Below are 26477 nucleotides of genomic sequence, written 5' to 3'. Positions count from 1 at the left end.
TCCAAGGGTGTCTACACGGATGCGGGCCCTATAGTCCAAAGATGCCGCAAAGGCAAGGGCCGCAGACGCATCGCACAGGTCTCTCCAGCCTCGCGCCGTGATTTAACGCGCTGCGACGAGCGCACCTTTCAGGAGAGTAATTTAATATCTGCTTATCTATGTCGGTAAACCCGGCGCAAACGGGATCACCATTATAGTCTGAAACAATTCAACAGATGCGTGATCTCTATGTATCAAATCCTGACCTGCCTGACGATAGACCACGACCCGCGTTACACGCTTGCCGCAGTGGTTATCTGTATACTGGGCAGCTTTTTGACGATGCGGCTGTTTGCACGGGCGCGCCAATACGCGTCGATCCAGAGGGTCAACTGGCTTTTCCTCGCGGGCATGATTGGCGGCACCACGATCTGGACCACGCATTTCGTGGCGATGCTGGGCTATCAGGCCCCCGGCAATGTCGGCTTTCTGCCCGGCTTCACCGGGCTTTCCTTCGTTATTTCGGTGCTGGCAACAACGGCAGGTTTTGCGATTGCGACCTATGGCGGCAACACGGCGCTGGCCGAAGGCGGCGGGTTGATCATCGGGCTGGGCATTGCCTGCATGCATTATACCGGCATGGCCGCCTACACCGTGCAGGGCTCGCTGGTGTGGGAGCCTGCTTATGTGGTGGCGTCCATGGTGTTGGGTGGTATCTTCGGCATACTGGCCACCAACCGCGTCGTGCGGCCCGTGAACTGGTTCTGCAAATATAGCGGCATGACGTTTCTCGTGCTTGCCATTGCCTCCACCCATTTCACCGCCATGGCGGCCTTCTCCGTATCATACGATCCGGCGTTGGCGATCGAGCCGTCTCTGGTTTCGCCGAGCGTGATGGGTGGTAGCGCAATCATCATCACTTTCGTTCTTCTCGCCTTCGGTTTCTCCACCTATGTCATCGATTCGGAAAACAGCCAGCAGGCGGTTGCCCGTTACCGCCATCTTTCCCTGCACGATGCACTGACGGGCATTCCCAACCGCGCTGCGTTTCAGGAGCATTTGCAGGCCCTGTCCACGCGCAGCAATGATCCGACAGCCCGCTTTGCCTTGCTGGCTTTCGACCTTAACCGTTTCAAGGAAATCAACGACGTCCACGGCCATGGAGCAGGGGATGCGGTGCTGCGCGCATTGGCAGACCGGATGAGCTCCGTTTTGAGGCCGGGTGAATTCATCGCGCGTGTCGGTGGCGATGAGTTCGCAGCCGTCTTGCCGCGCTATTATGCCCGGACCGACGGGCTGGAATTTGCGCATCGTTTGCTGGGCGCGGTCGTCAGGCCTATCGAATGGAACGAGACGATCCTGTCGGTGGGTGCGAGCATCGGCATCGCTGTCGGCGGTTCCGGCACCAAAGACCCGGATGCTCTGATCGCGCAGGCGGATGTTGCCATGTACCGCGCCAAAACGGATGTTTCCGGGACGATCTGCTTTTACGACAAATCCATGGACGAGGCCGCACGCGCCCGCAACGCGCTTGCCGTCAGCATGCGTTCCGGTCTCGGAAAGGGTGCGTTCGAGCTGTATTTTCAACAGCAGAATGACACGGCCACCGGTGTTATCGTTGGCTTTGAGGTCTTGCTGCGCTGGAACCACCCCGAACGTGGCATGATTTCGCCCGCGGAGTTCATTCCGATCGCCGAACAGACCGGCTTCATCATCGAGATGGGAGAGTGGGTTCTGCGTGAGGCGTGCCTGCAAGCAGTGCGGTGGAAGAACCCGCTTAGCGTTGCCGTCAACGTCGCACCGCTCCAGCTTTCGGATTCGGATTTCGTGCGCAAGGTGCAGCGCATCCTGCTGGAAAGCGGGCTGGAGCCCAAGCGGTTGGAGCTGGAAATCACCGAAAGCGGCATCATCGCCGACCATCGTCACGCTCTGTTGACCATACGCCGCCTGAAAGCGCTCGGCGTGCGCATTGCGATGGATGATTACGGCACCGGCTATTCCTCGCTGTCGACCTTGCAGAGCTTCCCCTTCGACAAGATCAAGATCGACCGCGGTTTCGTGGAAGGTCTCGGCAGCAATGTGCAGTCGCAGGCCATCGTGCGCTCCACGCTCATCCTCGCCAACAGTCTCAACATTCCGGTGCTGGCCGAGGGCGTGGAGACGCAGGCGCATCTGGAGTTCCTGCGTCAGGAAGGGTGCCAGCATGTTCAGGGCTATTATTACGGTCGCCCGGGCCCTGCGACCACCATCGATGCCATAGTCAACAGGGTGTTGCCTGCCGATGAGACTGCCTCGATCGAGACGCTTCCGCTGGCAAGCTGACCCTTCACACTTTTTTCTATTGAAAGCTGATGGTATCAGGCGCACCATCCCGGTAAAAATCGGGAGGAGCATATGTCCATCGGTACGGCACATGCGGATCATGTGTACCAGAGCGCCAGCCAGCCATCGGCGGCGGCGAGTTCACCCATCATCGCGTCCTGGCGCCGATGCATGACGATGCATCACCTGTCGCCTGAAAAAAGCAGCGAGCCGATATTCCTTGCCGACGCCGAGTTTCGCAGGGCGCGCGAGATTTCTGCGGGTCTGATTGCCGAAAGTGCTGACGAGCTGGATCGTATCTTTACCGCTGTCGGCAAGGCGGGCTGCTGTCTTTTGCTGACGGATGCGGACGGCGTGGCGCTGGAGCGGCGTGGTGCGGCGACGGATGACCGCGATTTTCGCCAACTCGGTCTCTGGTCTGGTGCGCTCTGGAGCGAAGCGAGTGTCGGAACCAATGGCATCGGAACGGCTCTGGCCGATGAGCGCTCCGTGACCATCTACCGCGATCAGCACTTCTTCTCATCGAACATCAGCCTGTGCTGCACGACGGCACCCATCCGGGATCATCGCGGGCAGGTGACCGGCGCGCTCGACATTTCGACGTGCCGAGACGACGTCAACGAAATGACTTTTTCCGTGCTGACGCAGGCGGTGCGCGATGCTGCCCAGCGCATCGAGGGTAATCTGTTTCGCCGTGCTTTTCCGGGCGCGCGCATTCTCATGCTTCCGTCCGGCAATGCGACGGCACTCTCTTTGCTGGCGGTCGATCAGGACGACATCATTCTCGGCGCAACGCGAGCGGCACGGCTTGCGCTGCGGCTTGACGATTCGCACCTCGCCGCTGGCATTCCAGCATCTGACGCTCTTCGCGAAGACCGGCACGACAAACACGCCGATCTCGCCGATGCAGAGCGGGCAGCGTTGCGCCGCGTCCTGCTGCGCGCCAATGGCAATATCACGCAGGCAGCAGCGCTGCTGGGCATCAGCCGCGCAACGCTTCACCGCAAGATGAAGAAGCTTTCGGTTCACTAGAAGAGCTGTCTTTCCTCATTCCTGTGACAAGCACAGGAATGAGGGAGGTATGATCATCCCAACAGATTTCGTGCCATCGGGACATACATTCCTAGATTGCGCTGTCGCAGATGTGAAACACTGTGCGGTGCGGAATATCGGCGCCGCCCTATCAATCGTCCCAGTCTGCGCTCACCTTCCTGTCACGCGACCAAAAGGTCGCATTCATCAGGGAGGATGAACTCATGAACATTCAGGTCCAGCACAAGGCTGGTGAAACCCCGTTCAAGCTGAAATATGGAAACTACATCGGCGGCCAGTGGGTGGAGCCAAAGTCCGGTCGCTATATGGAAAACCTGTCGCCGGTCACAGGCCAAAAGATTTGCGACGTACCGCGTTCTGACGCCAGTGATATCGAATTCGCGCTCGATGCAGCGCACAAAGCACGCGCCGCATGGGGCCGCACCAGCGTGACTGAGCGCTCCAACATTCTGTTGAATATCGCCCAGCGTATCGAAGACAATCTCGAAGTCATCGCGCGCGCTGAAACCTGGGACAACGGCAAGCCGCTGCGCGAAACAACGAATGCCGACATTCCGCTCGCCATTGATCACTTCCGCTATTTCGCAGGCTGTGTGCGTGCGCAGGAAGGCTCCATCGGCCAGATCGACAATGACACAGTGGCCTATCATTTCCATGAGCCTCTGGGCGTCGTCGGCCAGATCATCCCGTGGAACTTCCCGATCCTCATGGCGACATGGAAGCTGGCACCGGCGCTGGCCGCTGGTAACTGCGTGGTTCTCAAACCCGCTGAGCAAACGCCAGCCTCCATTCTGCTCGTCATGGAGCTGATCGAGGATTTGCTACCACCGGGTGTCGTCAACATCGTCAATGGTCTCGGCACCGAAGCAGGCAAGCCGCTGGCGCAGAGCAGCCGCATTGCCAAGATCGCCTTTACCGGCTCGACATCGGTCGGCAAAGAAATCATGCGTTATGCTGCCGATAACGTCACCAACATCACGCTGGAACTGGGTGGCAAGTCACCCAACATCTTCTTTGCAGACGTGATGGACGAAGACGATGCTTTCCTCGACAAGGCGCTGGAAGGCTTTGCGATGTTCGCGCTCAACCAGGGCGAAGTCTGCACATGCCCGTCCCGGGCGCTGGTGCACGAGTCGATCTATGATCGCTTCATGGAAAAGGCCATCAAGCGCGTCGAAGCCATCAGCCAGGACGATCCGCTGAATGCTTCGACCATGATCGGCGCTCAGGCTTCGCAGGAACAGTTCGACAAGATCATGAGCTATCTTGAAATCGGCAAGAAGGAAGGCGCGAAAGTGCTGACCGGTGGCGACAAGAAATCGCTGTCGGGCAACCTCAAGGACGGTTTCTACATCCAGCCGACGATCTTTGAAGGCAACAACAAAATGCGGGTCTTCCAGGAGGAAATCTTCGGCCCCGTCGTCTCCGTCACCACCTTCAAGACGCTAGATGAAGCCATCGAGATTGCCAACGACACTGTCTACGGCCTCGGCGCAGGTGTGTGGAGCCGCGATACCAACACGGCTTACCGGGCGGGGCGCAGCATCGAAGCGGGTCGCGTCTGGACCAATTGTTATCACGCCTATCCGGCAGGCGCTGCCTTTGGCGGCTACAAGCAGTCCGGTATCGGTCGCGAAACGCACAAGATGATGCTCGATCACTATCAGCAGACCAAGAACCTGCTGGTCTCCTACAGCCCCAACAAGCTCGGCTTCTTCTGATCGGTTACGCACGATCCTCCCCGGAACCGGTGGGGTGACCTGCCGGAATACTCCCGGAGGCGAAAGCTTCCGGGAGCCGGAAATCCATCACAGCGGATCACGCGATCCGACTTAAAACTGTAATCTGCCTAGCGCATATCGTTTCTGTCATTTTGCGATAGATCGATATGCACCATTACATTTTTACGAGCGGTCCATTTTTTCATGCGCCACGCAGGTCGAGCCGATGACCGACGTGGATATCGCCCATATGCGGATTACCATGTGGCTGACGATTGCAACGCTTTTTGCTGTCATCGTCCTTGCCATCTGTCCTTTCATCGATCTCAGAGTCGCAGAACTGTTCTTCATGGGGGAGGCAGGTCGCTGGTGGGCAGGCGGCCCGGTCTTCGAGTTCTGGAGAAACGTCATCAGAAGAGGCGGCGAGGTTATCGCCGTCATCGCCTTCCTCATCTTCCTTGGCAATCTCGCGCTTGGGCAGCAGCAGAAAACGGGCTGGAGGGTGTGGGCCTATTTGTGGATCAGCACGGCCTCCTGTGCGGGTATGCTGGTGAACGGTATCCTCAAGTCAAATCTGGGCCGTGCGCGGCCTAACGGTGTCATCGAGTTCGGCGGGCAGCAATTGTTTACGCCAGCATTTCAACTCGCGAACCAGTGTTCCTCCAACTGCTCCTTCTCCTCCGGCGAAGTCGCGTTGGTGGCAAGCCTTGTCCTGCCGTTTTGCGTGCTCATCTGGCCGCAACTGTCTCGTATCGGAAAAGTCGTTTGTGCGTGTCTGGCAATCGCTGCCATCGTAACCACGGCGATGATGCGTATGGCTGCTGGACGGCATTTTCTGAGCGATACGGTCATGTCGGTACTCTTCGCCGCCATGATCTCGGTTTTCCTCTACCGCGCCCTTGCAATCGGCAGTCACCGGCACGTCTTCACGGTCAGGCCCGTTCTCGCGGACATCTCGTGCATCGCCGTGCAAAGCGGTCGCTATGCGATGGCAATGCTGCGTATGGTTATGGGTAGTTTGCACCGGTCAGGGACGCGCCTGCGGATTCTGGGCGCGAAAGAATATGAACGCCTTTTCACCCAAAGCCGATCGAGGGCGACGGCGGAATAGGGTTCAATTCGTGCGTAAACCTGGCTGTTTTAGTCGAACAGACCCGAGACCGACTGCTCTAGCGATGTGCGGTTGATCGCCTCGCCGAGAAGGGTGGCCGTGGTGATGACGCGGATGTTGTGGGCGGATTGAACCGCCGTCGTCGGCTGAATGCTGTCGGTGATGACGAGTTCGCGCAGCTTGGACGAGGCCACACGCGCAACGGCACCGCCGGAAAGCACGCCGTGGGTGATGTAAGCCGTCACACTGGTTGCGCCGTTCTTCAGGAGAGCCTCAGCCGCGTTGCAAAGCGTGCCGCCGGAATCGACGATGTCGTCGATCAGCAGGCAGTCCTTGCCGGTCACGTCACCGATGACGTTCATGACTTCGGATTCACCAGGACGGTCGCGACGCTTGTCGACGATCGCCAGCAGACAGTCCAGACGCTTGGCCAATGAGCGGGCGCGTACCACGCCACCGACGTCAGGCGAAACGACCATGACATTCTTGGTGTCGTAATGTTCCTTCACGTCGCGGGCCAGAATGGGCGCGGCGATGAGGTTATCGGTCGGAATATCGAAGAAGCCCTGAATCTGTCCGGCGTGAAGATCGAGCGTCATGACGCGATCGGCACCGGCTTCGGTAATCAGGTTGGCGACAAGCTTAGCGGAGATCGGTGTGCGGGGACCGGCCTTGCGGTCCTGACGGGCGTAGCCGAAATAGGGAAGCACGGCGGTGATGCGCTTTGCCGAGGAACGACGCATGGCGTCGATCATGATCAGCAGTTCCATCAGGTGGTCGTTTGCCGGGAAGGAGGTGGACTGCACGACGAAGACATCTTCGCCACGCACGTTCTCACCGATTTCCACGAATATTTCCTGGTCCGCAAACCGCTTTACAGTGGCATTTCCCAAGGGAACATTAAGATACTTGCAGATCGCTTCGGCCAGATGCCGGTTCGAATTGCCTGCGAAAACCTTCATTGGTGCCGCCTGTTTCCATGCCATCGCCCGAGATCCGGTAGAGATGATATTCTCTGCGGTCCCTGCGTCGTTCAACGGGGAGGAATACCCGACCCGAAGGGTGCCGGACACGCCGTTTTGCCATGGGCGCCTTAATAGCGGTGTTGCCCGTGAATGCAAGAGGTCAGAGGATGTTACCCTTAATTTTCATGAAAACTTTGTGACTTCGCGCAATGCGACAGGTTTTCCCACAGGATTCAACGGGCCTATCCCCGTTGTGCCTGTTTCCACGACTGGTAATCGTTCAATGTCTTCGCCGCAATTTTTTGCATGGTGCTGTCAGATGCCGATGCCCAGGGGTCGCTGCCGCGGGCGGGAACGGTTTCCTGACCTTGCAGGCGGTGGAGGCGGGCGCCATTTGCATCCAGAACATCCCAGACATAGATGATGGTCACATTGGAGCCATCGGCAAAGGCGGAGAGATATCCCTTCAGGATGTTTTCCGTGCTCGTATCGCCAGAGGGGCGGATGGTCAGACCCTTTGCCCGTGCTTCCGCACCCAGTTGCCGTGAAAGCGGCGTTACGGCCTGAACCGGCGCGCCGATGATGGGAAGGAATCGGATTGTACCAGCGGCGGAGCCAGAGGGCAGGGACGCAGTCTGGGTATTGGGCTGGTTCTGGGGCTGTGCGGGCGGTGTCTGCTGCGAGGCGACCGGCTGGCCATATTGTGCGCCGCTCGTTATCGCTTGCGCCTGGGCTTGGCGGGTATTTTGCGGTGCATAGGCCGGAATTTGCGCGGAAACGCCTGATGGAGACCGGTCCGCTGCTGCCGCCATCTGGTCGAGATCGCCCTGAGTGACGGGTGTCGATTGCGTGTTGCCATGGCCGACATCCACCAGCGGTGTCAGCGTATCCGTCGTGTTGCAGGCCGATAAAGCGAGCGAAAGGCTTTGGATTGCAAGTACCAACCCTAGCCGCTGCATGCCGGATGTCCCCTCATGATGTCTCCCGCCGAACCGTCATTTCGACCAATGTACGGTTCGACTTCGATGGGAGTCAAATCCAGATTAAACCGTCAGCAAATCCAGGCTGTGGCGCGAGAGCGATTCCGGGGCGCCTTCGGTCGTCAGGTAGGTCTGACCGAGCGTCATGGCGATGCCTGAGTCGCTGTCCATGATGATCATGTGGACGAAGAGCGTCATGTTAGGCAGAATTTCCTGCGTGTTGCCAGCATAGAACATCTGCTGCTCCATCCACGACGGCGAGAAACGCGCGCCGAGCGAGTAGCCGCAGGCGTTGAGACGGTGGCGCGTCAGGCCGCGCTCGTCCATGATGCGGGCGTGGACGTCGAAGACATCGCCGAACGTATTGCCGGGTCGCAGGACTTCCTCGATGGCGCGGATGTTTTCCGCGCAGGCATTGTAGAGTTCCTTTTGCCGAAACTCCGGCTCACCGACCACGACGGTGCGCATCATGGCGGCATGGTAATGCGCGCTGACGCCAGCCCATTCCAGCGTCAACTGGTCTTTCTCGTCCAGCTTGCGACGTCCGGCCTTGTAGCGGCACAGCAGAGCGTCTGGGCCGGAACCGATGATGAATTCATTGGCCGGATAGTCGCCGCCACCGGCAAAGACCGCGCCCTGCATTGCGGCCAAAATGTTGGCCTCATCAGCGCCGGGCGCTACGATTTTCAGCGCGGCATCCAGCGCATCGTCGGCCAGTTCCCCGGCGCGCTTGGCATGGACGATTTCCGCCGGGCTCTTGATCAGACGCAGTTGCCCGACGAGACCGGATGCATCGATGATCTGGCCGAAGCTGGCGAGTTGATGGTCGAGCAGGCGCGCGACGCGACCTGTCATACCGTGGGTGTCGTATTCCACACCGATCCGGCAACCAAGAAGGTCCATCTCGCTCAGCAGGTTTTTGAGATCGAGCGTCGGGTCGGCATTCAGGCGGTCCACCCAGATGACGATGTCCTCGATATTGGATGTCTGGCGCGCCTGCCGCAGATCGGCAGAGCGGGTCAGCAGCGTCACGGTGCCATCGGCCTTGACAATCAGCGTCTGAAAAAAGCAGTAGCCGAACGTGTCGTAACCGGTCAGCCAATACATGCTTTCCTGTGCGAACAGCAGAATGGCATCCAGCTTTTCTTCTGCCATTTTCTCGGTCAGGCGAGCGCGGCGTGCCTCGAATTCGGCAGCGTCGAAGTGCAAAGCCATATCAGTTCTCCAGAATTGCTATTGCTGAAACCTGCCGCCCGTAATCCGGTTCCTGATGATGCGTGGTGCGGCGGAAAGAAAAGAAACCGTTTTCCTCGGGATAGGTGCACAGACCAAGATTGTCCGCCCGCACACCAGCAGCCACAAGGCGGTCCATGGTCAGTTGCTTGAGATCGAAAAAGGCGTGGCCCGGATTGGGCGAGGGTGAGAAATAGGTGGCGTAACCGGGGTTCATCTCCTTGAGGCTTTCGACGCGCTCCGGCCCCACCTCGTAGTGCTCGCGGCTGATGGAGGGGCCAAGGCTTGCAACGATGTCCTCGCGTTTTGCGCCGAGCGCAATCATGGCCTCGATCGTGTTTTCCAGCACGCCGGAGACGGCACCCTTCCAACCGGCATGGGCCGCGCCTACAACGCCTGCATTTGCATCGGCAAACAGAATGGGTCCGCAATCTGCGCTGAGCACGCCCAGCACGATGCCGGGTGTGGCTGTCACCATCGCATCGGCCTGCGGTCTGTCACCGGCATAGCTATCGTCGATGACCACGACGTCGGGTGAGTGTATCTGGTGAACGGTCGCCAGCTTTTCTGTCGGCAGTCCGAACCATGCGGAAACGCGGGTGCGGTTTTCTACAACCGCGTCGCGCACATCCTGCGAGCCGAGGCCGACATTCAGGCCGCGATAGATGCCTTGCGATACGCCGCCCTGACGGCTGAAGAAGCCGTGGCGGATGCTCTTGCCGCTATAAGCGGTCAGCAGCGGGCTTTGAAGGGGAAGCGGCAGCGTTTCGTCCTGCATTACGGTGTCATTCCTTGGCGATGCCGCTGATTTTCAACCGAACGGTCGCGAGCAAGTGTTTCCTGTAGGCGCACCGCTTTGGGTGCCGACGGCAGCTTTTCGCTGCTTCGATTTGGCGCGATGTTGGCCCAAGCCCGGTGGGCATGTCAATCCAGTGCGCGGAACGGCAGCAGATGCACGGGTGCTCCCGATACGGCCAGCACCTTGAACAGCGCACCCATTTTCCCCACGCCTTCGCCCGCCAGCCGGTTGACGGCCTCGGCAATTTCCAGCGTCTGGTCGGGTGTCGCATTGGCTGCCAGCGTCTCGGCGCGTTCCTTAAGCCCGAGGCCATAAAGGAAGTCACCCTGCGGCAGGCAACCGTTGATGTGGATGCCGTTGGCTTGCGCCGTTTTGGACAGGCTTTCGAAATCCACATGGCTGGTCAGGTCCGCTTGACCGGGATGCGCCAGAACCGGATCGAACTCGTGCATGCGCAGCGCCTGCAACGTATCGCCGAAGCCCGAAATCGTGTGGCCGTAATCGATGATGACAGCGGTGCCGCCGTTCCGTTTCAGCGCCTGCGACAGCGCTGCCATCACGGCCTCGCGAGCAGGGGAATATTCGAAGATCGTGCCGATGGGCTGCTTTTCGGGGAAGGGTGGCAGAAGCTCCGGGTCGATGCTGGCAAGACCGGTCGTGAAGATCAGCTCGTCCTGCGCATCCATCGCCACCACGCGCTCTCGAAAGCCTTGCGGCGTCTTGACGAACTGGCGGATGGGAATGGCGTCGAACAGCTCATTGGCGGCAATGAGCAGAAAGCCGGGTGGCACGTCATCGAAACTGTCGTGCCAGGAAATCTTAGTCCCGTGGCTGGCCAGCGTCTGCTGCTGGGTTTCCGTCAGGCGCGGGCTGGTTTCAATCAGATGCACCGTCATGCTCTCATAGAGCGGCGGTGCGATGCGCTGGATCACCCGCAGCATATCGGCCATCATGGTGCCACGGCCCGGGCCGATTTCCACCAGCCGTGCGTTGGCCAGCGTGCCATGCCTTTGCCATGCGTGTACGATGAAGACGCCCAGCATTTCGCCAAACAACTGGCTAACTTCCGGTGCGGTCACGAAATCGCCGGTGCGGCCGAAGGGCTGTCGTGTCTTGTAATAGCCGTGTTCAGGGTCTGCCAGGCACAGCGAAAAGAAATCGGTCACGCTCATAGGGCCGTTGAGACGGATGATGGATTTGATGCGACGTGCGAGCGGTGTCGGCATGGTGTGTTACCCGATTGTCTCTGTTGCCACGGCGCGGCGCGCGCGTAGAACTGCCCAAACGCCGAGGAGGAACATGGGCGTTGAAAGGACCATGCCCATGGTCAGCCAATTTCCTGCAAGATAGCCGATCTGCGCATCCGGCTCGCGGAAGAATTCCACGAAGATTCTGGAAAGCGCATAGCCGCATACGAAAACGCCCGTCACGGTGCCGGGACTTTTCAGCGCATTGAATCCATAGATAAGAACGGCGAGCACGATCAGCAATATGATGCCTTCCAAGCCCGCTTCGTAAAGCTGGCTGGGGTGGCGCGGAAACGGTCCACCCGTGGGAAACACCACCGCCCACGGCACATCCGTCAGTCTGCCCCACAACTCGCCATTGATGAAATTGGCGATACGACCGAAAAACAGGCCGAGCGGGGCAACGGCGGCGATGATGTCGAACATGCTCCAGACGGGAATGGCATTGCGGCGCGCAAACAGGATCATGGCGATGGTCGTGCCGATCAAACCGCCATGGAACGACATGCCGCCATTCCATATCTGCAAGGCTCTGACAGGGTTTTCGACCACGGCGGCCATGTCGTAAAACAGGATATAGCCGATGCGCCCGCCCAGAATGATGCCAGCGGCAGCCCAGACGATGAAGTCATCGAGATGCACAGGCGTGACGGGTGATGCATTGCCGGGCCACAGGCGATCCGTCAGGCTCACCTTGCGGGCATAATACCAGCCCAGCATGATGCCGATGACATAGGCGATGCCGTACCAGTGGATGGGCAGCGGCCCAAGATTGAACGCTACCGGATCGATGTTCGGGAAGGGCATGATCGAAAACTGGGCGAGGGGTCCAAACAAATCGCGTCATCCATTGTCATTGCGTTGAGGGCGAGGAACTTAAGAGCGCTCGTTTAAGAATTGGATATCTCAATCATTCTTTTCCCGGAGCGGGAAAATGGCGACTGAAAAGGGTGCGGTCAAGGCGATTCTTCGGCGGCATCGTGACGCTGTGAAATCGCTGGCCGCGCGGGTGGTTCCTTATTTTGCTTGCAACGTGGCGGGCGAGTGCCTACCTGAAAGCCATGGACCGAAAAGGCGTCTGGCCTTTCCCGATACTGACGAGGACATCGCACCATGAGTACGACAGGAACCAACCGTATTTTCGATGAATTCGCAAAGCTTATGACGGATGCTGCGGGCGCAGCCCAAGGCATGCGCAAGGAAGTGGAGCAGGCTTTTCATGCTCAAGCAGAGCGTTGGCTGAACAGCCTCGATCTGGTGAAGCGCGAGGAATTCGAAGCCGTGCGCGAAATGGCCATTCAGGCCCGCGACGAAAACGATGCATTGCGCGCGCGCATCGAAGCACTCGAAGCGAAGTCTTCGACAACTGCTTCCTGAGCCAGTTTGACGTGTTTGATTCTGGTGCCGGGCCTTCCCCAAGGTCCGGCATTTTTCGTTTTTGTATCATTTCGAAGCAGTTTGCACCGCAGTGGGGATTCGCCGGGGGTAAGCAAGCGATTTCATTCAGTTTTTTTTAACGTCTGTGGAAACACCCGAAAAACACAATTGGCAGAGTCAGTTATGACTCACAACTGAGGTTTCGTCGCAGGAGATATACACAGTTCTGATTGCAAAATCAGGGCGCTGGGGGTGGCGCGGGGACTCGCTCGTTATACACTGATTTTACATGATGATTCGAAACGAACTCCGTAAGCTCCAGACAGGTTCACTGCGTTATTCTGGCGGCGTCGGGCATCATCCGTAAGAATTTGTAACCCGGCAATTGCGTGTGCGTTTTTGTGCCTTTGCGTGCGAAACAGAACATTCATTTCCGGCTGAGAAGGTGCCGTATGAGCCTAATGGAATTTGAAGTCGAGCGTTACTCCAACCCGGTCGATATGATCGAGTTCGTTGCCGCGTCCAACGACTGGTCGTTCGAACGCTCCGGCGAAGATGAAATTGCCATGACGGTCGAAGGCCGTTGGGCCGATTACCATGTGTCGTTTTCATGGATGGAACAGTTCGAAGCGCTGCATCTCGCCTGCGCTTTCGATATCAAGATCCCCGATCACCGCGTCAACGAAGTCATCCGTCTCTTGGCGCAGGTCAACGGCCAGACGCTGATGGGTCATTTCGATCTATGGCGTCAGGAGGATGTGATCATTTTCCGTCAGTCGCTTTTGCTGGCAGGCGGTGCCGAGCCTACCAACCAGCAGGTGGAAGTTCTCCTTTCCAGCGCTCTCGAAGCCTGCGAACAGTATTTCCAGGCGTTCCAGTTCGTCGTCTGGTCCGGCATGGAAGCCAAGGCTGCGATGGAAGCTGCGCTCTTCGAAACCGTCGGAGAGGCCTGAGCCATGGTGTCGCTCGCATCGGGTCCGCTTGTTCTCGTCGGTGCTGGCAACATGGGCGGCGCCCTGCTTGCCGGTTGGTTGAAGAAAGGCGTTGCAGGCTCCTCGATCATCGTCGTCGATCCCGGCCCATCTGACGCCATGATGGCGATGATATCGGAAGCTGGCGCAACACATCTGACGGCTGCACCGCAGGACGTGACGGCGAGCATTCTGTTTCTCGCTGTCAAACCGCAATTGATGGACGTCGTTCTGCCGCCGCTGAAGGCACTGGTGGGGCCACAGACCGTGGTCGTCTCCATTGCTGCGGGCAAGACGCTGTCCGGCATCGAGGCGGCTCTCGGCAAGTCTGCGGCCATTCGTGCCATGCCCAATACGCCTGCCATGGTCGGGCGTGGCGTGACCGGTGCCTATGCTAATGATGCAGTGAGCGAAGAGCAGCGCTTATTGGTCGAAACCCTGCTGAAAGTCAGCGGCCCTGTCGAATGGGTTGCGACGGAAGGCGATATCGACGCTGTTACCGCCTTGTCCGGCAGTGGACCTGCCTATGTTTTCTATCTCGTGGAGTGCATGGCGGAGGCGGGTCGCAAATGCGGCTTGCCGGCGGACCTCGCCATGCGTCTTGCTCGGGAAACCGTCGCGGGGGCTGGGGAATTGCTTCACCAGTCCCCCGAGGACGCCTCGCGCCTGCGCAAAAACGTGACGTCACCGGGCGGCACGACGGCGGCTGCCCTGTCAGTCCTTATGGATGACAATGGCATGCAGCCGCTGTTCGACAAGGCGATTGCCGCTGCCAGACTGCGCGCGGAAGAGCTGGCCGTCTAGCGCCAGCTGAAGATCAGGGAGAGCCGACGATGAGCGCAGACATCAGCTATGCCGATTTCGAGAAGGTCGATATCCGTGTTGGCACCATCATCGAAGCTGAAGCCTTTCCAGAGGCGCGCAAGCCAGCCTTCAAGATCAGAATAGATTTCGGCGCAGACATTGGCGTCAAGAAATCATCGGCGCAGATCACCGTTCACTATACGCTGGACACGCTGGTGGGACGACAGGTGCTCGCCGTCGTCAATTTCCCGCCGCGCCAGATCGGGCCCTTCCGCTCCGAAGTGCTGACGCTGGGCTTTGCGGACGGCAATGGCGACATCGTGCTCGCCGGTGTGGAGCAGGGCGTTCCCAACGGCATGAAAATGTGCTGATCGGGCTTGCTCGATCAGTTCAAGCCGGAATTTTCACGATGACACGCAATCCACCCAGCGGGCTGTCATCCAGCGTCACATCCCCACCATGGCTTCTGGCGATATCGCGCACGATGGACAGGCCAAGGCCGGTGCCGGATGCGTTGAGGTTACGCGCCTCGTCCAGACGGTAGAACGGTTTAAAGACGTCTTCACGGGATGCTTCCGGTATGCCGGGCCCATCATCATCGAAAACAAGCGTGATCGATTTCGGGGCGCGATGCGCTTCGATGTTGAGCGTGCTGGCATAACGATGGGCGTTTGCAGCCAGATTGCCGATCAAGCGGGCGAAAGCGTTTGGTCTCACCGACAACTCGTCCACGCCGTTCAGGGTGTAGGTGCAGGTTTTGCCGCACATCTGGTAGTCGCTGGAAAAGCGAGCGAACAGAGGGGCCAGTTCCAGCTTGCCAATCGCCTCTTCGGCATCGTCCCGCGCAAAGGCGAGATAGGCTTCCAACATGGACTGCATGTCGTCGACATCCTTGTCCAACCCCTCCAGGTCAGGGTTGTCTCCCGCCAGTGCCAGTTGCAGCTTGAAGCGGGTGAGAATGGTCCGCAAATCGTGGCTGACGCCATTCAGCATGGCGGTGCGCTGTTCCATCTGGCGCTCGATGCGTTCTCGCATCAGGATGAAGGCCAGACCGGCGCGGCGGACTTCATCTGCACCACGGGGGGAATAGGCGGTGATTTTCTGTCCACGACCGAAGCTCTCGGCGGCCTTTGCCAGCGCCAGAATAGGTCTGATCTGTCCGCGCAAGAACAGGATGGATATGCCCAGCAGCACCAGCGAAGCGCCGCCCATCCAGACCAGAAAGATATGGGTGTTGGAGGCATAGGCCTGGCTGCGGCGGGTAAAGACGCGCAGGGTCTTGTTATCAAGTTGAATGCGGATTTCGACGAGCGCGCCGTTGCCGAATGTATCCAGCCAGAATGGCCTACCGATCTGCTGCTGGATCTGGTCGGCGAGAATGGTGTCGAGGATGGAGAAAAACGGCTGCGCGCGCGGTTCCGGCAGTGGCGTTTTCGGCTCGATATAGATGCTGAGGTCGAGACGTTCGCGAGCAATGCGGATAACGCGCTGGTAATCGTCCTCTTCTGGGTCTGTCTCCAGCAATTCGATGACAGCGGCGATGTCGCGGGTGACGGCGGCGGACAGGCGTTCTGTCACCATCTGCCAGTGGCGCTCCATGAACACGGCAGCGACGACGACCTGCAACAGCACCATGGGCAGAATGATGATGAGAAGCGAGCGGGTGTAGAGCCCCGTTGGCAACCAGTGCCGCAGCCAGCGCGTGAAAAAGCGCCAGGCCCGTGCGGGGGCACTGTTTCTCGCCACAGTCATGAAATCGAGGCTTGCCATGGTATCGCCCTACAGGCTTTCAATCGACACTCAGACGGTAACCGATGCCGCGTACCGTCTGCAAGTAGACGGGGTTGGCCGGATCGTCTTCGATCTTGCGACGCAGCCGGTTGATCTGCACGTCGATGGTGCGTTCACCTACATCCGCTTCGGCATCCACCAACTCATGGCGGGGAATGGTGTCGCCTGCACGCAGCGCAAACAGCAGCATGATGTCCTGCTCGCGATCCGTCAGGCGGATGATCTCCGCCCCGCGCCGCAATTCCTTGCGGGGCACAGAGAAATTATAAGGTCCGAAAATGATCTGCTCGATCTTCGGTGTGTCAGGGGAGGCGTTGCGGCGCAGAATATTGTTGATGCGCAGCACCAGTTCCCGCGGGTCGAAAGGCTTTGCCAGATAATCATCCGCGCCCGCCTCGAGCCCGGCGATCCGCGCATCGGCTTCCGAACGGGCGGTGAGAAGAATGACGGGTACGGATTTGTTTTCGTTTAAGGATTTCGTCAGAGACAGGCCGTTCTCACCGGGCATCATGACATCGAGAATGAGGAGATCGAAGCGGATTCCCTCCATCTTCCGGCGCGCCTCTGCTGCGTCTGCGGCAGCGGTGATGCGGTAGCCCTTGTCACCCAGAAAACGCTGGAGCAGGTCGCGAATACGGGAATCATCATCGACGATTAGCAGATGCGCTGCATCGTCTTCGGCCAATGGCTGCTTGGGTGGGCTGCTTGCCATCTTAGTCCTCCACACCGGTCAATGGCCGGTCCGTTTCGGCATCGCGCATGCGTGCCAGAAATTCACGCACGCAGGCACGGGCTTCCGGCTGCATGGCCTCAAGTGCGCGGTCTATGCGGCGCGATTGCGGGTCACTGAGCGCCAACGCCAGTTCGCGTCCCGTCAACGTGGGGTAGAGCCTGCGCTGGCGACGATCTTCGGGCCCGGCCATCTGTCGGATATAGCCGTCATCGATCAACTGTTTCAGCACGCGGGCGAGGCTCTGCTTGGTGATCTGCAAGGTATCCAGCAGGTCGGCCACCGTCATGCCGGGCTGGCGGCAGACGAAATAGACGACGCGGTGGTGCGCCCTGCCATAATCCAGTTTGGACAGAATGACATCGGGATCGGACACGAAATCGCGGTAGGCGAAGAAGAACGCCTCGATCGTATCGAAATCGATCTTGCTGTCATCGACATGCGGAAGCGCTGGCGCTTGTTTGAGAGCGGTCTTTTTCAGCGACTGCGCAGGCACTTTGGTTCCTTCATTTTATTTGTCACGGTGTGACGCTTTTACATATGCCGCGACACTACCCGAAAATGTGGCAAACGGGAGCATGCACGCGATCATTTTGTGTTGCGTTCGATAATATGACGTCGGTTGCACATCAATCATATTCTGCTGGCGGCACGTCCGAACGCAAAAAGAGCGCGGACATGCCGCGCTCTTTCGCTCGAAAAAATCGGATCGATTACTGGTAAACGTAAACGACGCGACGGGTCTGGGGCTCTACCAACACTGCGCGGTCATTGAGACGCACATACTGGTATTCATAGTCCGGGATCGTCACCAGTTCAGCACTGGCTGGCACTGTGCCACCGATCACGACATCGCCTTCATAGCGCACGGATTCGCCCGGATGACGGTCGATATAGGTCATGATGTTTTCTGGTGGATCGACTTCGCCAACACGACCGAGGTTGGGGTCACCCGGATTTGGTTCAGCCTGCGCGCTCGATGTCTTCTCATAGGTCACGACCGGCACGTCGATGTCGGAGCGACGCTCACGCAGAATAACAGGTGCGCCTTCGTACATCACGTTCAGGTAATCGGCGTTTGCCCAGCCGCGAAGGCCGTTTACTTCAACGCGGCACCATGCGCTGCCATCAAGACATCCATCCAGAACCGCATCGCTGCCACGGGTCGCAAGACCGACTTCGGGGTATTCCTCACCGGGACCTGATCGAACGGAAAGATCGGATGCCGTTGTCGCGACCATGGCTGCGTTTGCATATCCAGCAAGCAGCGTCAGCGCACCACCGGCGATCATAAGTTTCAGCTTCTTGTTCATATGTCTCACTCCTTTGAAGACTGGGGCAAGAACGCGTGAGTTACCGGTCTGTTCCCGTTTTTGTGATTGCTTAAATTCCCACCGGGGTTCAGCGGCACCCGTTTTTGCGGGCGTCTGAGTGTGCGACACTTTGTTGTGCGCCGTGGATTGGCAGTCTATAGAGAGGCGTATTTTCGAGAAGGAGAGACCATGGGTAAGCTACAGGCGGGCATCATTCCTGTGACGCCATTTCAGCAGAACTGTACCATTCTTTTCGATGAAGACACCAAGGAAGGCGTGATCGTGGACCCCGGCGGGGATGTCGATGTCATCCTCCAGACCGTGGCGGAAAACGGCATCACGCTCAAGGAAATCTGGCTGACGCACGGGCATCTTGATCACGCCGGTGGCGCCAAGGAGCTCAAGGAAAAGCTGTCGCTACCCATCGTCGGCCCGCATGAGGATGACAAGCCGCTTCTGGAGCGCATCGAGGTTCAGGCTGAAAAATACGGTATACCCGGCTTGCAAAACGTGTTGCCGGATCGCTGGCTGAACGATGGTGATAGCATCTCTTTCGGTGACCATGTGTTCCAGGTCTACCATTGCCCCGGCCACGCACCCGGCCACGTCATCTATTACAATCGTGCGCAGGCCTTCGCCCATCTCGGCGACGTCCTGTTTTCCGGCTCGATCGGTCGCACCGACCTTCCCGGCGGCAACCATGCGCAGCTTCTGGCTTCCATCCGTGACAAGGTCCTGCCGCTAGGCGACGAGGTCGGCTTCATCTGCGGCCATGGCCCCGGCGGGCGCATCGGCGAAGAGCGCCGGACCAACCCCTATTTGCAGGGGATTTATGCGCATCATCCGGGTGCGGCGGCGGGAGAGCAGAACAAGCCGGCTGAATAGGGCAATATTGCTGGAGTTTAGTCCTTGAAGTGGGATGGCAGCGAGTTGCGGCATACATCCCGAAACCAAAAAAACCCGGCATTCCTGCCGGGCTTCAACGAGAAGAGAAAGTCGTTAGGGTTCAGCCATCAATCTGCAGGTTGACTGCCTTCGGCCCTTTGCCGCGACGATCCGGTTCAGTGTCGAAGCTCACTTTCTGGTTTTCTGAGAGTGCGGACAGGCCAGAAGCCTGTACGGCAGAGATGTGAACAAAGATATCGGCGCCACCATTGTCTGGCTTGATGAAGCCGAAGCCCTTGTCGGTATTGAAGAATTTAACGGTGCCAGTCTCGGCCATGCATCAGGTCCTTTTCGCTCTGCCCGTGTTCAGCTCCAGGCAGCATTACAGTTTTGCCCGTGAGGGCGTACGGCAGGCAGTTTTTGAATGTTGAGAAAATGGACCTTCGCGTGGAAAGCTTTTGACGTTCTGATCAACGTTATTTTTTGTCCCCGCCGCCCGGAGTTTTTATCCCCGGAGCATTCATTTTGTAGGCCTTCCCATGCTCGCAACTTGCCCGAACCGCAACAGATTGCTGTGTTTATTTAAAATTGGCAAGCGAAAGTTTTTAGACACGCGCAATGCTCGGCAGTCGCTGTGAAAGCGGCTTACGGCAGGTCTGGCAGAATTTTTCTCGTGCTTTCGCGGATGTGAAACGAAAACATCGCTGACGATGAAATTTACGACGCATTTTCGCGTGAAAAGAGTAAATCTTCGCTGAATGTAGAATGATGCAAATTGCTTATGTGCCGCTGATTATACGGTTGTTTCGCCGTTTGGAAAGCTCTGGAACCAGTTCCACCAGCAAAATAGCCGCGAAAATGATGGCGCAGCCGATGTAACCGGCGGACGGAATGGCCTCTTGCAGGAAGATCGCGGCAAACAAAGCCCCGAAAAGCGCCTCCGACGACAGAAAAATAGCAGCCTGCGGAGCCGTCGTGTAGCGCTGGCCGATGACTTGCAGCACAAACGCCAGACCTGACGAGACCAGGCCGACATAGAGGATTTCGGTGATCGACGCGGCAATCGCGTTATAGTTGATGGGCTCGATAAACGCACCGATGATCATGCTGAGGACGGCGCAGACTGCAAATTGCGTGCACGACAGCGCCAGCGGCCTGTTGCTCTGCATGACGAAGCGACCGGCAAGCGTGATCTGGATCGCCCAGAAGAAGGCGCAAGTGATGCTGAGAAAATCACCCGTTGTCAGCCGCGTTACGGCGCCGCCCGAGAGCAGGAAAATGCCGCACAGCATCATCAATGCGCCGGGCCAGACGATCCAGTGCGGGTGGCGGCGATAGATGAGCACGGCGATGACCGGCACGAAGATGACGTAGAGTGCGGTGAGGAAGCTGGAGTTCGTGACCGTGGTGGTCAAAAGGCCGACCTGCTGGGTGGTGGCGCCCAGAAACAGCGCGATACCGACGAGGAAGAAGGATTTCATGTCGCCCGCACTCGGCTTTGCCTTCATCCGGCTACTTTCCGCCATGGCGAAGGGCAGCACGGCGAGTGCAGCAATCGCAAAGCGCAAGCCGACGAACCAGAAGGGGCCGATGTTGGCCATGGCAGTGGATTGCGCCACGAAACCGCCACCCCAGATGGCTGCGGCGAGCAGGAGAACAAGATTGGCCTGAATGCGCGTCATGGTGATCACCACAAAATAGCGCCGCGCCGTCTTTTTCGAGTTTCAAATTGGCGAGGTGCGAGTTGAGGGGCTGATCTATCAGCGAAGCGCGGGTGCAGCAAGGCAATTTGGACCCCGAAAGAGGCCAGATTTCACCGCTGAGGAAGATTGTCTTTCTGGCCCGCTTGAAGGTCGTGGGGAGGGGCGGACACCCGAATTCTAGCCGTCATGGTTAAGAGCTCTTTTAAATTTACAATCTAAGATTTTACAATATTCAGTCTTTTAGTGGGTCGATATCAGTGACGAGTTTGATCAGCAATTCATCAGCAACTGCGGCTCTTGCAACATTGCGTCATATCAATTCTCAGCTCGACCAGACACAATCCAATATTTCGACGGGATATCGTGTGCAGGAGGCCTCCGACGACGTCGCCTATTGGTCGATCGCCACGACGATGCGTTCGGATGAACATGCCCTCGCAGCCGTTCAGGATGCCATGGGGGTAGGCGCTGCGAAAACCGACACGGCCTATGCGGGCATGGAAGCGGCCATCGACATCGTGTCGGAGTTCAAGGCCAAACTCGTTCTCGCCGCAGAGCCCAGTGTGGATAAGCTGAAGATCATTGACGAATTGACCAAGTTGAAGGACCAGCTTCGCGCCGTTGCCAGCAGTGCCAGTTTCAATGGGGAAAACTGGCTCAAGTTCGACACAGGCGATGACCCGGTGGCAATCGGCAATCCGAAGGTGGTGACGTCATTCGTACGGAAAGATGACGACTCGGTTTCCTTGCAAACGATGACGTTTGATCTGATCACCTATCCCGAATCCTGGCCTTTTTCCGGCGCGTTGATTGACGATTCACTTCTGACCCATGGCGAATTTGGCATACTGACCACGGACACTTATGCTTATAATCTAGGGCTCTCTACGGGTTACATGCTGATCCAGGGACGTGGAAGCGGAACCACCTATATGGGGACTCCGGTCCTGCCGCAGGTCGAGATTGCCTTATCTGAAACGACCACGCATGAACAAATCTCCGAAATGGCGTCCGTCGTGGATTACATGTTGAGCGACATGCAAAACAGCGCAGCAAAGATCGGCGCGATGGGCATGCGTATCGGCCTTCAGGATGATTTTGTCACGAGCTTGCGCAGTTCGGTGAACAGCGGGGTCAGCCGGCTTGTAGACGCGAACATGGAAGAAGAAGCCGGTCGGCTGCGTGCCTTGCAAAGCCAAAAGGAACTTGGGATTCAGGCTCTATCGATTGCCAATAACAGCGCCCAGATTTTATTGAGCCTGTTTCGCTGATCACGTCGTTTGACTGTCGATCAAGTCCGGTTATGCATCAGTCGATGCGTTTTCGTGGTGCGCTTTCACGAATGGTTGTCATCGTCAGGACGACGCCACCAATTGCAAGTGTGAGAAAGCCTGTCGTCAGGAGAACGACCACGAAGATTCGGTCGGATGCCTTGGATATGGGAGCCGTGGCGATGGATGATGTCGTCATCATATCGACGGTTTCGGCGGCGTGGGACGTCGTGGCCAGTCCTGCTGCCATGGTGATGATGACGACTAGCGCGGCCAGCGCCATCCATAGAGAAAAAAGCATCCGCTGCGCTCTCAGCCGGTCTGCCGAATTCCGATCATTGAGAAACATCGTCGCGGTCCCTTTGCACGTCTTTGCGTGTCGATTTTTGGAAGTATGTCGGGCATTGCTTCGCTGCGGCACAGACATGCGCGGCGTGGTGCAAAAATCGACTTGGAAGTGGACGCCATGTGGACCGAATTCGGACAGTCCGGCGTATTTAGTGTGGCGATATCAAGGCAACGGTTAACGTTGTTTTAAGCAGCCATTACGTTCCGCGTTTTCCGAAGGTGCGAACGGGCTTCACGCCGCGCGGCTCGGGCCCGGCAGCCAAGCGGGGCGGGTCCGTAGGGCGTGGTGGGGAGAGGGCGGAACGCGATGCCCCAAGCAGTTCTGGGAAGCGCTCGTTGAAGGTCGTCGGAGCCAGCTCCGGTCGTGCCAGTGCATAACCCTGCATAAGTGAGACGCCGAGGTCCTGACACAGTTCGATTTCGCGTTCGTCTTCCAGCGCTTCGAAAATGGGCTCGATGCCTTCGGTCGCAAATTGCTTGACGATGACGCGCAGCAGGGCAGCACCGGCGGAATTGCGCATGAAATGCCGCGCCCATGCGGCTTCGAACTTCACATAATCAGGCTTGATCAGTTTGACGCGCTCGATATCGGTATCGCCTGCAACATAGTCGGCAATGGCGACGCGAAAGCCCATGGCGCGCATATGCCCGGCGAAATCGGCGACGAGACCCGCTTCGGACGCATTGTTTTCAGCGATTTCGCAAACGATGCGATCCGGAGACATGCCTGCCTCATGGGCTGACAGCCGCATCCGTTCCACCTCCTGGCGCATCTTGCCGGGTGTGCGAAACAGGCCGGGATGGAAGTTGACGAAAATGCGTGCGCGGGAGCGTTCCAGCGCGCCGGTATTGAGAATGTGAATGGTCCGCAAAATGCTATCGATGGCTTCGATATCGTCAGGGTGGACTTGGGCGAACAGTTGGGCTGGCGAGACCAACTCCGAGCCTTGATGCGGGCGTACGAGCCCTTCGAAGGAATCGATATCGAAACGCCCGTCGGAGAGCCGCCGGAAGATGGGTTGAAGTGCGGATTTGAGGGTGAACGGCGCGTAGGTCGTGGACCAAGAGCCATCCGCTTCGCGCATCAGATTCGAGAAAATGCTTTTGGGTGCCACGGCGTTCTACCCGGAAATCATCTCAACCCCTGCACCATAGCACGCAAAGCGTTTCGCGATAGTTAAGCGATGCATAAAATACAGCTGTGGGGCCGGGTGGATGTCGCCTTTTAGGCCGTCAAAATGATCTGCGCTGCATGAAGTGTAACGTTTTCATGGCATCTGACCTTGAAACCCGGTACGTCTTTCGACATACCACTTTGCGCAGAAGGCGACAGCCGCAAACTTCTGCCGATGTCAATTTCAATAGGACCGATAAAAATGGCCTTCCTTGCCGACATTCTCTCCCGCGTAAAGCCCTCCGCCACCATCGCCGTTTCCCAGAAAGCCCGTGAATTGCAGGCTCAGGGTCGCGATGTGATTGGCCTTGGTGCAGGCGAGCCGGATTTCGATACGCCCGACAATATCAAGGAAGCAGCCATTGCCGCGATCAACGCCGGCAAAACGAAATACACGCCGATTTCGGGCATTCCAGAATTGCGCAAGGCGATTGCCGAAAAGTTCAAGCGCGAAAACGGTCTGGATTACAAGCCGGAGCAGACGATTGTCGGCACAGGTGGAAAGCAGATTCTTTTCAACGCGTTCATGGCAACGCTTAACCCCGGCGACGAAGTTATTATTCCAACACCTTACTGGGTCAGCTACCCGGAAATGGTGTCGATATGCGGCGGCACGCCTGTCTTCGTTCAGACCACGCTCGAAGGCAAGTTCAAGCTGACAGCGGAAGCACTGGAAAAGGCGATCACGCCGAAGACCAAGTGGTTCCTGTTCAACTCCCCATCCAACCCATCGGGTGCTGCCTACAGCCACGACGAGTTGAAGGCGTTGACGGACGTGCTGGTCAAGCATCCGCATGTCTGGGTTCTGACAGACGATATGTACGAGCACCTGACCTATGGCGACTTCAAGTTCGTGACACCTGTGGAAGTCGAGCCTTCGCTCTATGACCGCACGCTGACCATGAACGGCGTGTCCAAGGCCTATGCGATGACCGGCTGGCGTATCGGTTATGCCGCAGGCCCGTTGCAGCTCATCAAGGCCATGGACATGATCCAAGGTCAGCAGACCTCCGGCGCGACCTCCATCGCGCAGTGGGCTGCTTTGGAAGCGCTGAACGGTACACAGGACTTCATTCCTGAAAACAAGAAGATCTTCGAAGGCCGTCGTGACCTCGTCGTATCGATGCTGAACCAGGCCAAGGGCATCAATTGCCCGATGCCGGAAGGTGCCTTCTACGTCTACCCATCCTGCGCAGGCCTGATCGGCAAGACCGCACCTTCGGGCAAAGTGCTCGAAACCGACGAAGACTTCGTGACAGAGCTTCTGGAAACGGAAGGCGTCGCGGTTGTGCACGGTTCTGCTTTCGGCCTCGGCCCCAACTTCCGCATTTCCTACGCGACATCTGAGAAGTTGCTGGAAGAAGCCTGCAACCGCATTCAGCGCTTCTGCGCGAATTGCCGCTAATCCCTGATTGAATTGAGGAAAAGCCCGGCAGCGATGCTGGGCTTTTTTGTTTCAGAGACCCAGAAACAGCAGCATGAGGAATGTCGCGAACAAAATGAAGTGCGTCATACCCTCGATGGCATTCGTCTCACCATCATTCAAATTGATCGCAGCCGCAAAGAGCGTGATGAAAACCATCACCGTCTGCACCGGCGTCATGGCCATGATGAATGGCTGGCCGGTATAGAGAGCGATCGCCTCCATGACCGGCACGGTCAGGATCACCGTCGATAGCGAAGCGCCCATGGCGATGTTGACGACCGACTGCATGCGATTGCGAAGAGCCGAACGCATAGCCGTCATGATCTCCGGTGCCGCAGAGATCGTCGCGACGACGACCGCCATCAGTGCCAACGGCGCGCCGCTGCCTTCCAGCCCGTTGCTGAGAAAGGCGGACATGAATTCCGCGAGAACGCCGATAATGACGACGCCGACGAGAATGACGCCGATGGAATAGGAAGCGGGGCCTTCGTCGTCCTCGTCCTCCGCCTCGGCCTGCTGCTCGGCAGCGGTTTTCTTCCGCTCCGTGCGCGGGTAGCGGTAGCTGAAGAAATAGCTGTGCGGACCGACCTGCATTTTCAGGAAAAGTGCGTAGAGAGCAATCATCGCGCCGATGGTGAAGATGGAATAAAAATGCCATTTCGCCTCTGGAATGAATTCCGGCACGATCATGGAGATGCCCATGGCGGTCAGGATCATCACCACATAGGTGCGGGCGGAATCGTCATTATAGGGCTGCTCACCGTGGCGAAGTCCTCCCAGCAGGGCGGCGATGCCGAGGATGCCATTGATATCGATCATGACGGCGGAATAGATGGTATCGCGCACCAGCGTGGGGGAGGTGGATTCCTGCATGATGATTGCGAGGATCAACACCTCGACGGCAACGGCGGACAGCGTGAGGATCATCGTGCCATAGGGATCGCCGACCTTGGCAGCAAGGATTTCTGCGTGATGCGCCACCCGCATCGACACGAGAATGATCACGCCGATCAGCGCTGCGGCCACGACGAATGAGAGCGTCTTGCTCTGTTCCATCACCATATGTTCTGCGAAATATGCAGCGACTGCGCATGGCACCGCCGCAAACAACATGCGCTCCTCTTTCAGCGTCGTCGCAATCGACATGGTCGCCCTTCCGTATCGTGGATTGATGATGATCAAGGCTGCGGCAACATGCGGGATTTGCACATTGGGCAATTTGGTAGGATAGTGCACTCAAGGACATGGCAACAATGCCGCGATCTCGTCCTTCA

Annotated in this window: 27 protein-coding genes; 12 read left to right on the top strand and 15 right to left on the bottom strand. The window is 57.9% G+C overall.

The window, feature by feature from the left end; genetic code table 11:
* Nucleotides 1-228: 228 nt before the first annotated feature.
* The 4 genes from HRR99_RS10615 (at nt 229) to HRR99_RS10600 (ending at nt 6186) form a co-directional block, all read left to right on the top strand.
* Nucleotides 229-2301, top strand: a complete 2073-nt coding sequence (locus HRR99_RS10615) for a putative bifunctional diguanylate cyclase/phosphodiesterase (protein WP_233121630.1) — start codon at nt 229-231, stop codon at nt 2299-2301.
* A 72-nt stretch (nt 2302-2373) separates the two neighbouring features.
* Nucleotides 2374-3333 (top strand): helix-turn-helix domain-containing protein, encoded by a 960-nt coding sequence (locus tag HRR99_RS10610; RefSeq protein ID WP_233121628.1) that lies wholly within the window; start codon nt 2374-2376, stop codon nt 3331-3333.
* 224 nt (nt 3334-3557) lie between these two features.
* Complete coding sequence (gene adh, locus HRR99_RS10605) at nt 3558-5075, top strand: aldehyde dehydrogenase (protein WP_233121626.1); 1518 nt, start codon at nt 3558-3560, stop codon at nt 5073-5075.
* Between the two features lie 226 nt (nt 5076-5301).
* A complete protein-coding gene (locus HRR99_RS10600; RefSeq protein WP_233121624.1) occupies nt 5302-6186 on the top strand; it encodes a phosphatase PAP2 family protein in 885 nt (294 codons plus the stop codon).
* Nucleotides 6187-6215: 29 nt separating this feature from the next.
* On the opposite strand, the gene HRR99_RS10595 is transcribed toward HRR99_RS10600, so the two are convergent.
* The 6 genes from HRR99_RS10595 to lgt form a co-directional block, all read right to left on the bottom strand.
* The gene (locus HRR99_RS10595; protein WP_111837848.1) at nt 6216-7148 is read right to left on the bottom strand and encodes a ribose-phosphate pyrophosphokinase; all 933 of its coding nucleotides are present in this window, start codon (nt 7146-7148) and stop codon (nt 6216-6218) included.
* Nucleotides 7149-7393: 245 nt separating this feature from the next.
* Nucleotides 7394-8110 (bottom strand): RodZ family helix-turn-helix domain-containing protein, encoded by a 717-nt coding sequence (locus HRR99_RS10590; RefSeq protein WP_233121623.1) that lies wholly within the window; start codon nt 8108-8110, stop codon nt 7394-7396.
* 84 nt (nt 8111-8194) lie between these two features.
* A complete protein-coding gene (locus HRR99_RS10585) occupies nt 8195-9346 on the bottom strand; it encodes a M24 family metallopeptidase (RefSeq protein ID WP_233121622.1) in 1152 nt (383 codons plus the stop codon).
* A 1-nt stretch (nt 9347) separates the two neighbouring features.
* Complete coding sequence (gene pgeF / locus HRR99_RS10580; RefSeq protein ID WP_233121620.1) at nt 9348-10142, bottom strand: peptidoglycan editing factor PgeF; 795 nt, start codon at nt 10140-10142, stop codon at nt 9348-9350.
* Nucleotides 10143-10288: 146 nt separating this feature from the next.
* The gene (locus HRR99_RS10575; RefSeq protein ID WP_233121619.1) at nt 10289-11389 is read right to left on the bottom strand and encodes a class I SAM-dependent methyltransferase; all 1101 of its coding nucleotides are present in this window, start codon (nt 11387-11389) and stop codon (nt 10289-10291) included.
* A gap of 6 nt (nt 11390-11395) precedes the next feature.
* Entirely contained in the window at nt 11396-12217 is an 822-nt protein-coding gene (gene lgt, locus HRR99_RS10570) for a prolipoprotein diacylglyceryl transferase (RefSeq protein ID WP_111838426.1), read from the bottom strand.
* A gap of 127 nt (nt 12218-12344) precedes the next feature.
* Here lgt and HRR99_RS10565 point away from each other — a divergent pair, with 127 nt between their 5' ends.
* The 5 genes from HRR99_RS10565 (at nt 12345) to HRR99_RS10545 (ending at nt 14933) form a co-directional block, all read left to right on the top strand.
* Nucleotides 12345-12527 carry a hypothetical protein gene (locus HRR99_RS10565; protein WP_233121617.1) on the top strand — a complete coding sequence of 61 codons (183 nt, stop codon included), beginning with the start codon at nt 12345-12347 and terminating at the stop codon, nt 12525-12527.
* Nucleotides 12524-12787 (top strand): accessory factor UbiK family protein, encoded by a 264-nt coding sequence (locus tag HRR99_RS10560; RefSeq protein WP_112499598.1) that lies wholly within the window; start codon nt 12524-12526, stop codon nt 12785-12787. The genes HRR99_RS10565 and HRR99_RS10560 overlap by 4 nt, the downstream gene beginning before the upstream one ends.
* Before the next feature lie 452 nt (nt 12788-13239).
* Nucleotides 13240-13740, top strand: a complete 501-nt coding sequence (locus tag HRR99_RS10555) for a type III secretion system chaperone family protein (protein WP_111837855.1) — start codon at nt 13240-13242, stop codon at nt 13738-13740.
* A 3-nt stretch (nt 13741-13743) separates the two neighbouring features.
* Nucleotides 13744-14562: a pyrroline-5-carboxylate reductase gene (gene proC, locus HRR99_RS10550; protein ID WP_233121615.1), complete on the top strand. Its 819-nt coding sequence runs from the start codon at nt 13744-13746 to the stop codon at nt 14560-14562.
* Nucleotides 14563-14591: 29 nt separating this feature from the next.
* A complete protein-coding gene (locus tag HRR99_RS10545) occupies nt 14592-14933 on the top strand; it encodes a tRNA-binding protein (protein WP_233121614.1) in 342 nt (113 codons plus the stop codon).
* 19 nt (nt 14934-14952) lie between these two features.
* Here the strand turns inward: HRR99_RS10545 and HRR99_RS10540 are convergent, their stop codons facing one another.
* From HRR99_RS10540 to HRR99_RS10525, 4 genes are all read right to left on the bottom strand, one after another.
* The gene (locus tag HRR99_RS10540; protein WP_233121612.1) at nt 14953-16332 is read right to left on the bottom strand and encodes an ATP-binding protein; all 1380 of its coding nucleotides are present in this window, start codon (nt 16330-16332) and stop codon (nt 14953-14955) included.
* A gap of 19 nt (nt 16333-16351) precedes the next feature.
* On the bottom strand, nt 16352-17065 hold the full coding sequence (locus HRR99_RS10535; RefSeq protein ID WP_111837859.1) for a response regulator: 714 nt from the start codon (nt 17063-17065) through the stop codon (nt 16352-16354).
* A 1-nt stretch (nt 17066) separates the two neighbouring features.
* Nucleotides 17067-17579: a MarR family winged helix-turn-helix transcriptional regulator gene (locus HRR99_RS10530; protein WP_112499603.1), complete on the bottom strand. Its 513-nt coding sequence runs from the start codon at nt 17577-17579 to the stop codon at nt 17067-17069.
* 217 nt (nt 17580-17796) lie between these two features.
* Complete coding sequence (locus HRR99_RS10525) at nt 17797-18396, bottom strand: DUF1236 domain-containing protein (protein ID WP_112499604.1); 600 nt, start codon at nt 18394-18396, stop codon at nt 17797-17799.
* A 189-nt stretch (nt 18397-18585) separates the two neighbouring features.
* Between HRR99_RS10525 and HRR99_RS10520 the strand changes: the two genes are divergently transcribed.
* A complete protein-coding gene (locus HRR99_RS10520; RefSeq protein WP_233121610.1) occupies nt 18586-19281 on the top strand; it encodes an MBL fold metallo-hydrolase in 696 nt (231 codons plus the stop codon).
* Nucleotides 19282-19402: 121 nt separating this feature from the next.
* Here the strand turns inward: HRR99_RS10520 and HRR99_RS10515 are convergent, their stop codons facing one another.
* Nucleotides 19403-19618: a cold-shock protein gene (locus HRR99_RS10515; RefSeq protein WP_042617292.1), complete on the bottom strand. Its 216-nt coding sequence runs from the start codon at nt 19616-19618 to the stop codon at nt 19403-19405.
* 442 nt (nt 19619-20060) lie between these two features.
* Complete coding sequence (locus tag HRR99_RS10510) at nt 20061-20963, bottom strand: DMT family transporter (protein WP_233121608.1); 903 nt, start codon at nt 20961-20963, stop codon at nt 20061-20063.
* Between the two features lie 278 nt (nt 20964-21241).
* Here HRR99_RS10510 and HRR99_RS10505 point away from each other — a divergent pair, with 278 nt between their 5' ends.
* Entirely contained in the window at nt 21242-22255 is a 1014-nt protein-coding gene (locus HRR99_RS10505) for a flagellin N-terminal helical domain-containing protein (RefSeq protein WP_233121607.1), read from the top strand.
* A 37-nt stretch (nt 22256-22292) separates the two neighbouring features.
* On the opposite strand, the gene HRR99_RS10500 is transcribed toward HRR99_RS10505, so the two are convergent.
* Entirely contained in the window at nt 22293-22556 is a 264-nt protein-coding gene (locus HRR99_RS10500) for a hypothetical protein (protein WP_233121605.1), read from the bottom strand.
* 244 nt (nt 22557-22800) lie between these two features.
* The gene (locus tag HRR99_RS10495; RefSeq protein ID WP_233121603.1) at nt 22801-23718 is read right to left on the bottom strand and encodes an EAL domain-containing protein; all 918 of its coding nucleotides are present in this window, start codon (nt 23716-23718) and stop codon (nt 22801-22803) included.
* 261 nt (nt 23719-23979) lie between these two features.
* Here HRR99_RS10495 and HRR99_RS10490 point away from each other — a divergent pair, with 261 nt between their 5' ends.
* Nucleotides 23980-25182, top strand: a complete 1203-nt coding sequence (locus tag HRR99_RS10490; protein ID WP_233121601.1) for a pyridoxal phosphate-dependent aminotransferase — start codon at nt 23980-23982, stop codon at nt 25180-25182.
* Nucleotides 25183-25233: 51 nt separating this feature from the next.
* On the opposite strand, the gene HRR99_RS10485 is transcribed toward HRR99_RS10490, so the two are convergent.
* Complete coding sequence (locus tag HRR99_RS10485; RefSeq protein WP_233121600.1) at nt 25234-26349, bottom strand: calcium:cation antiporter; 1116 nt, start codon at nt 26347-26349, stop codon at nt 25234-25236.
* Between the last annotated feature and the right edge of the window lie 128 nt (nt 26350-26477).

This window comes from Agrobacterium vaccinii, from assembly GCF_021310995.1.
Taxonomy (GTDB): domain Bacteria; phylum Pseudomonadota; class Alphaproteobacteria; order Rhizobiales; family Rhizobiaceae; genus Agrobacterium; species Agrobacterium vaccinii.
The sequence above is the reverse complement of the archived record's forward strand: the minus strand, read 5'-3'. Positions and strand labels throughout refer to the sequence as shown.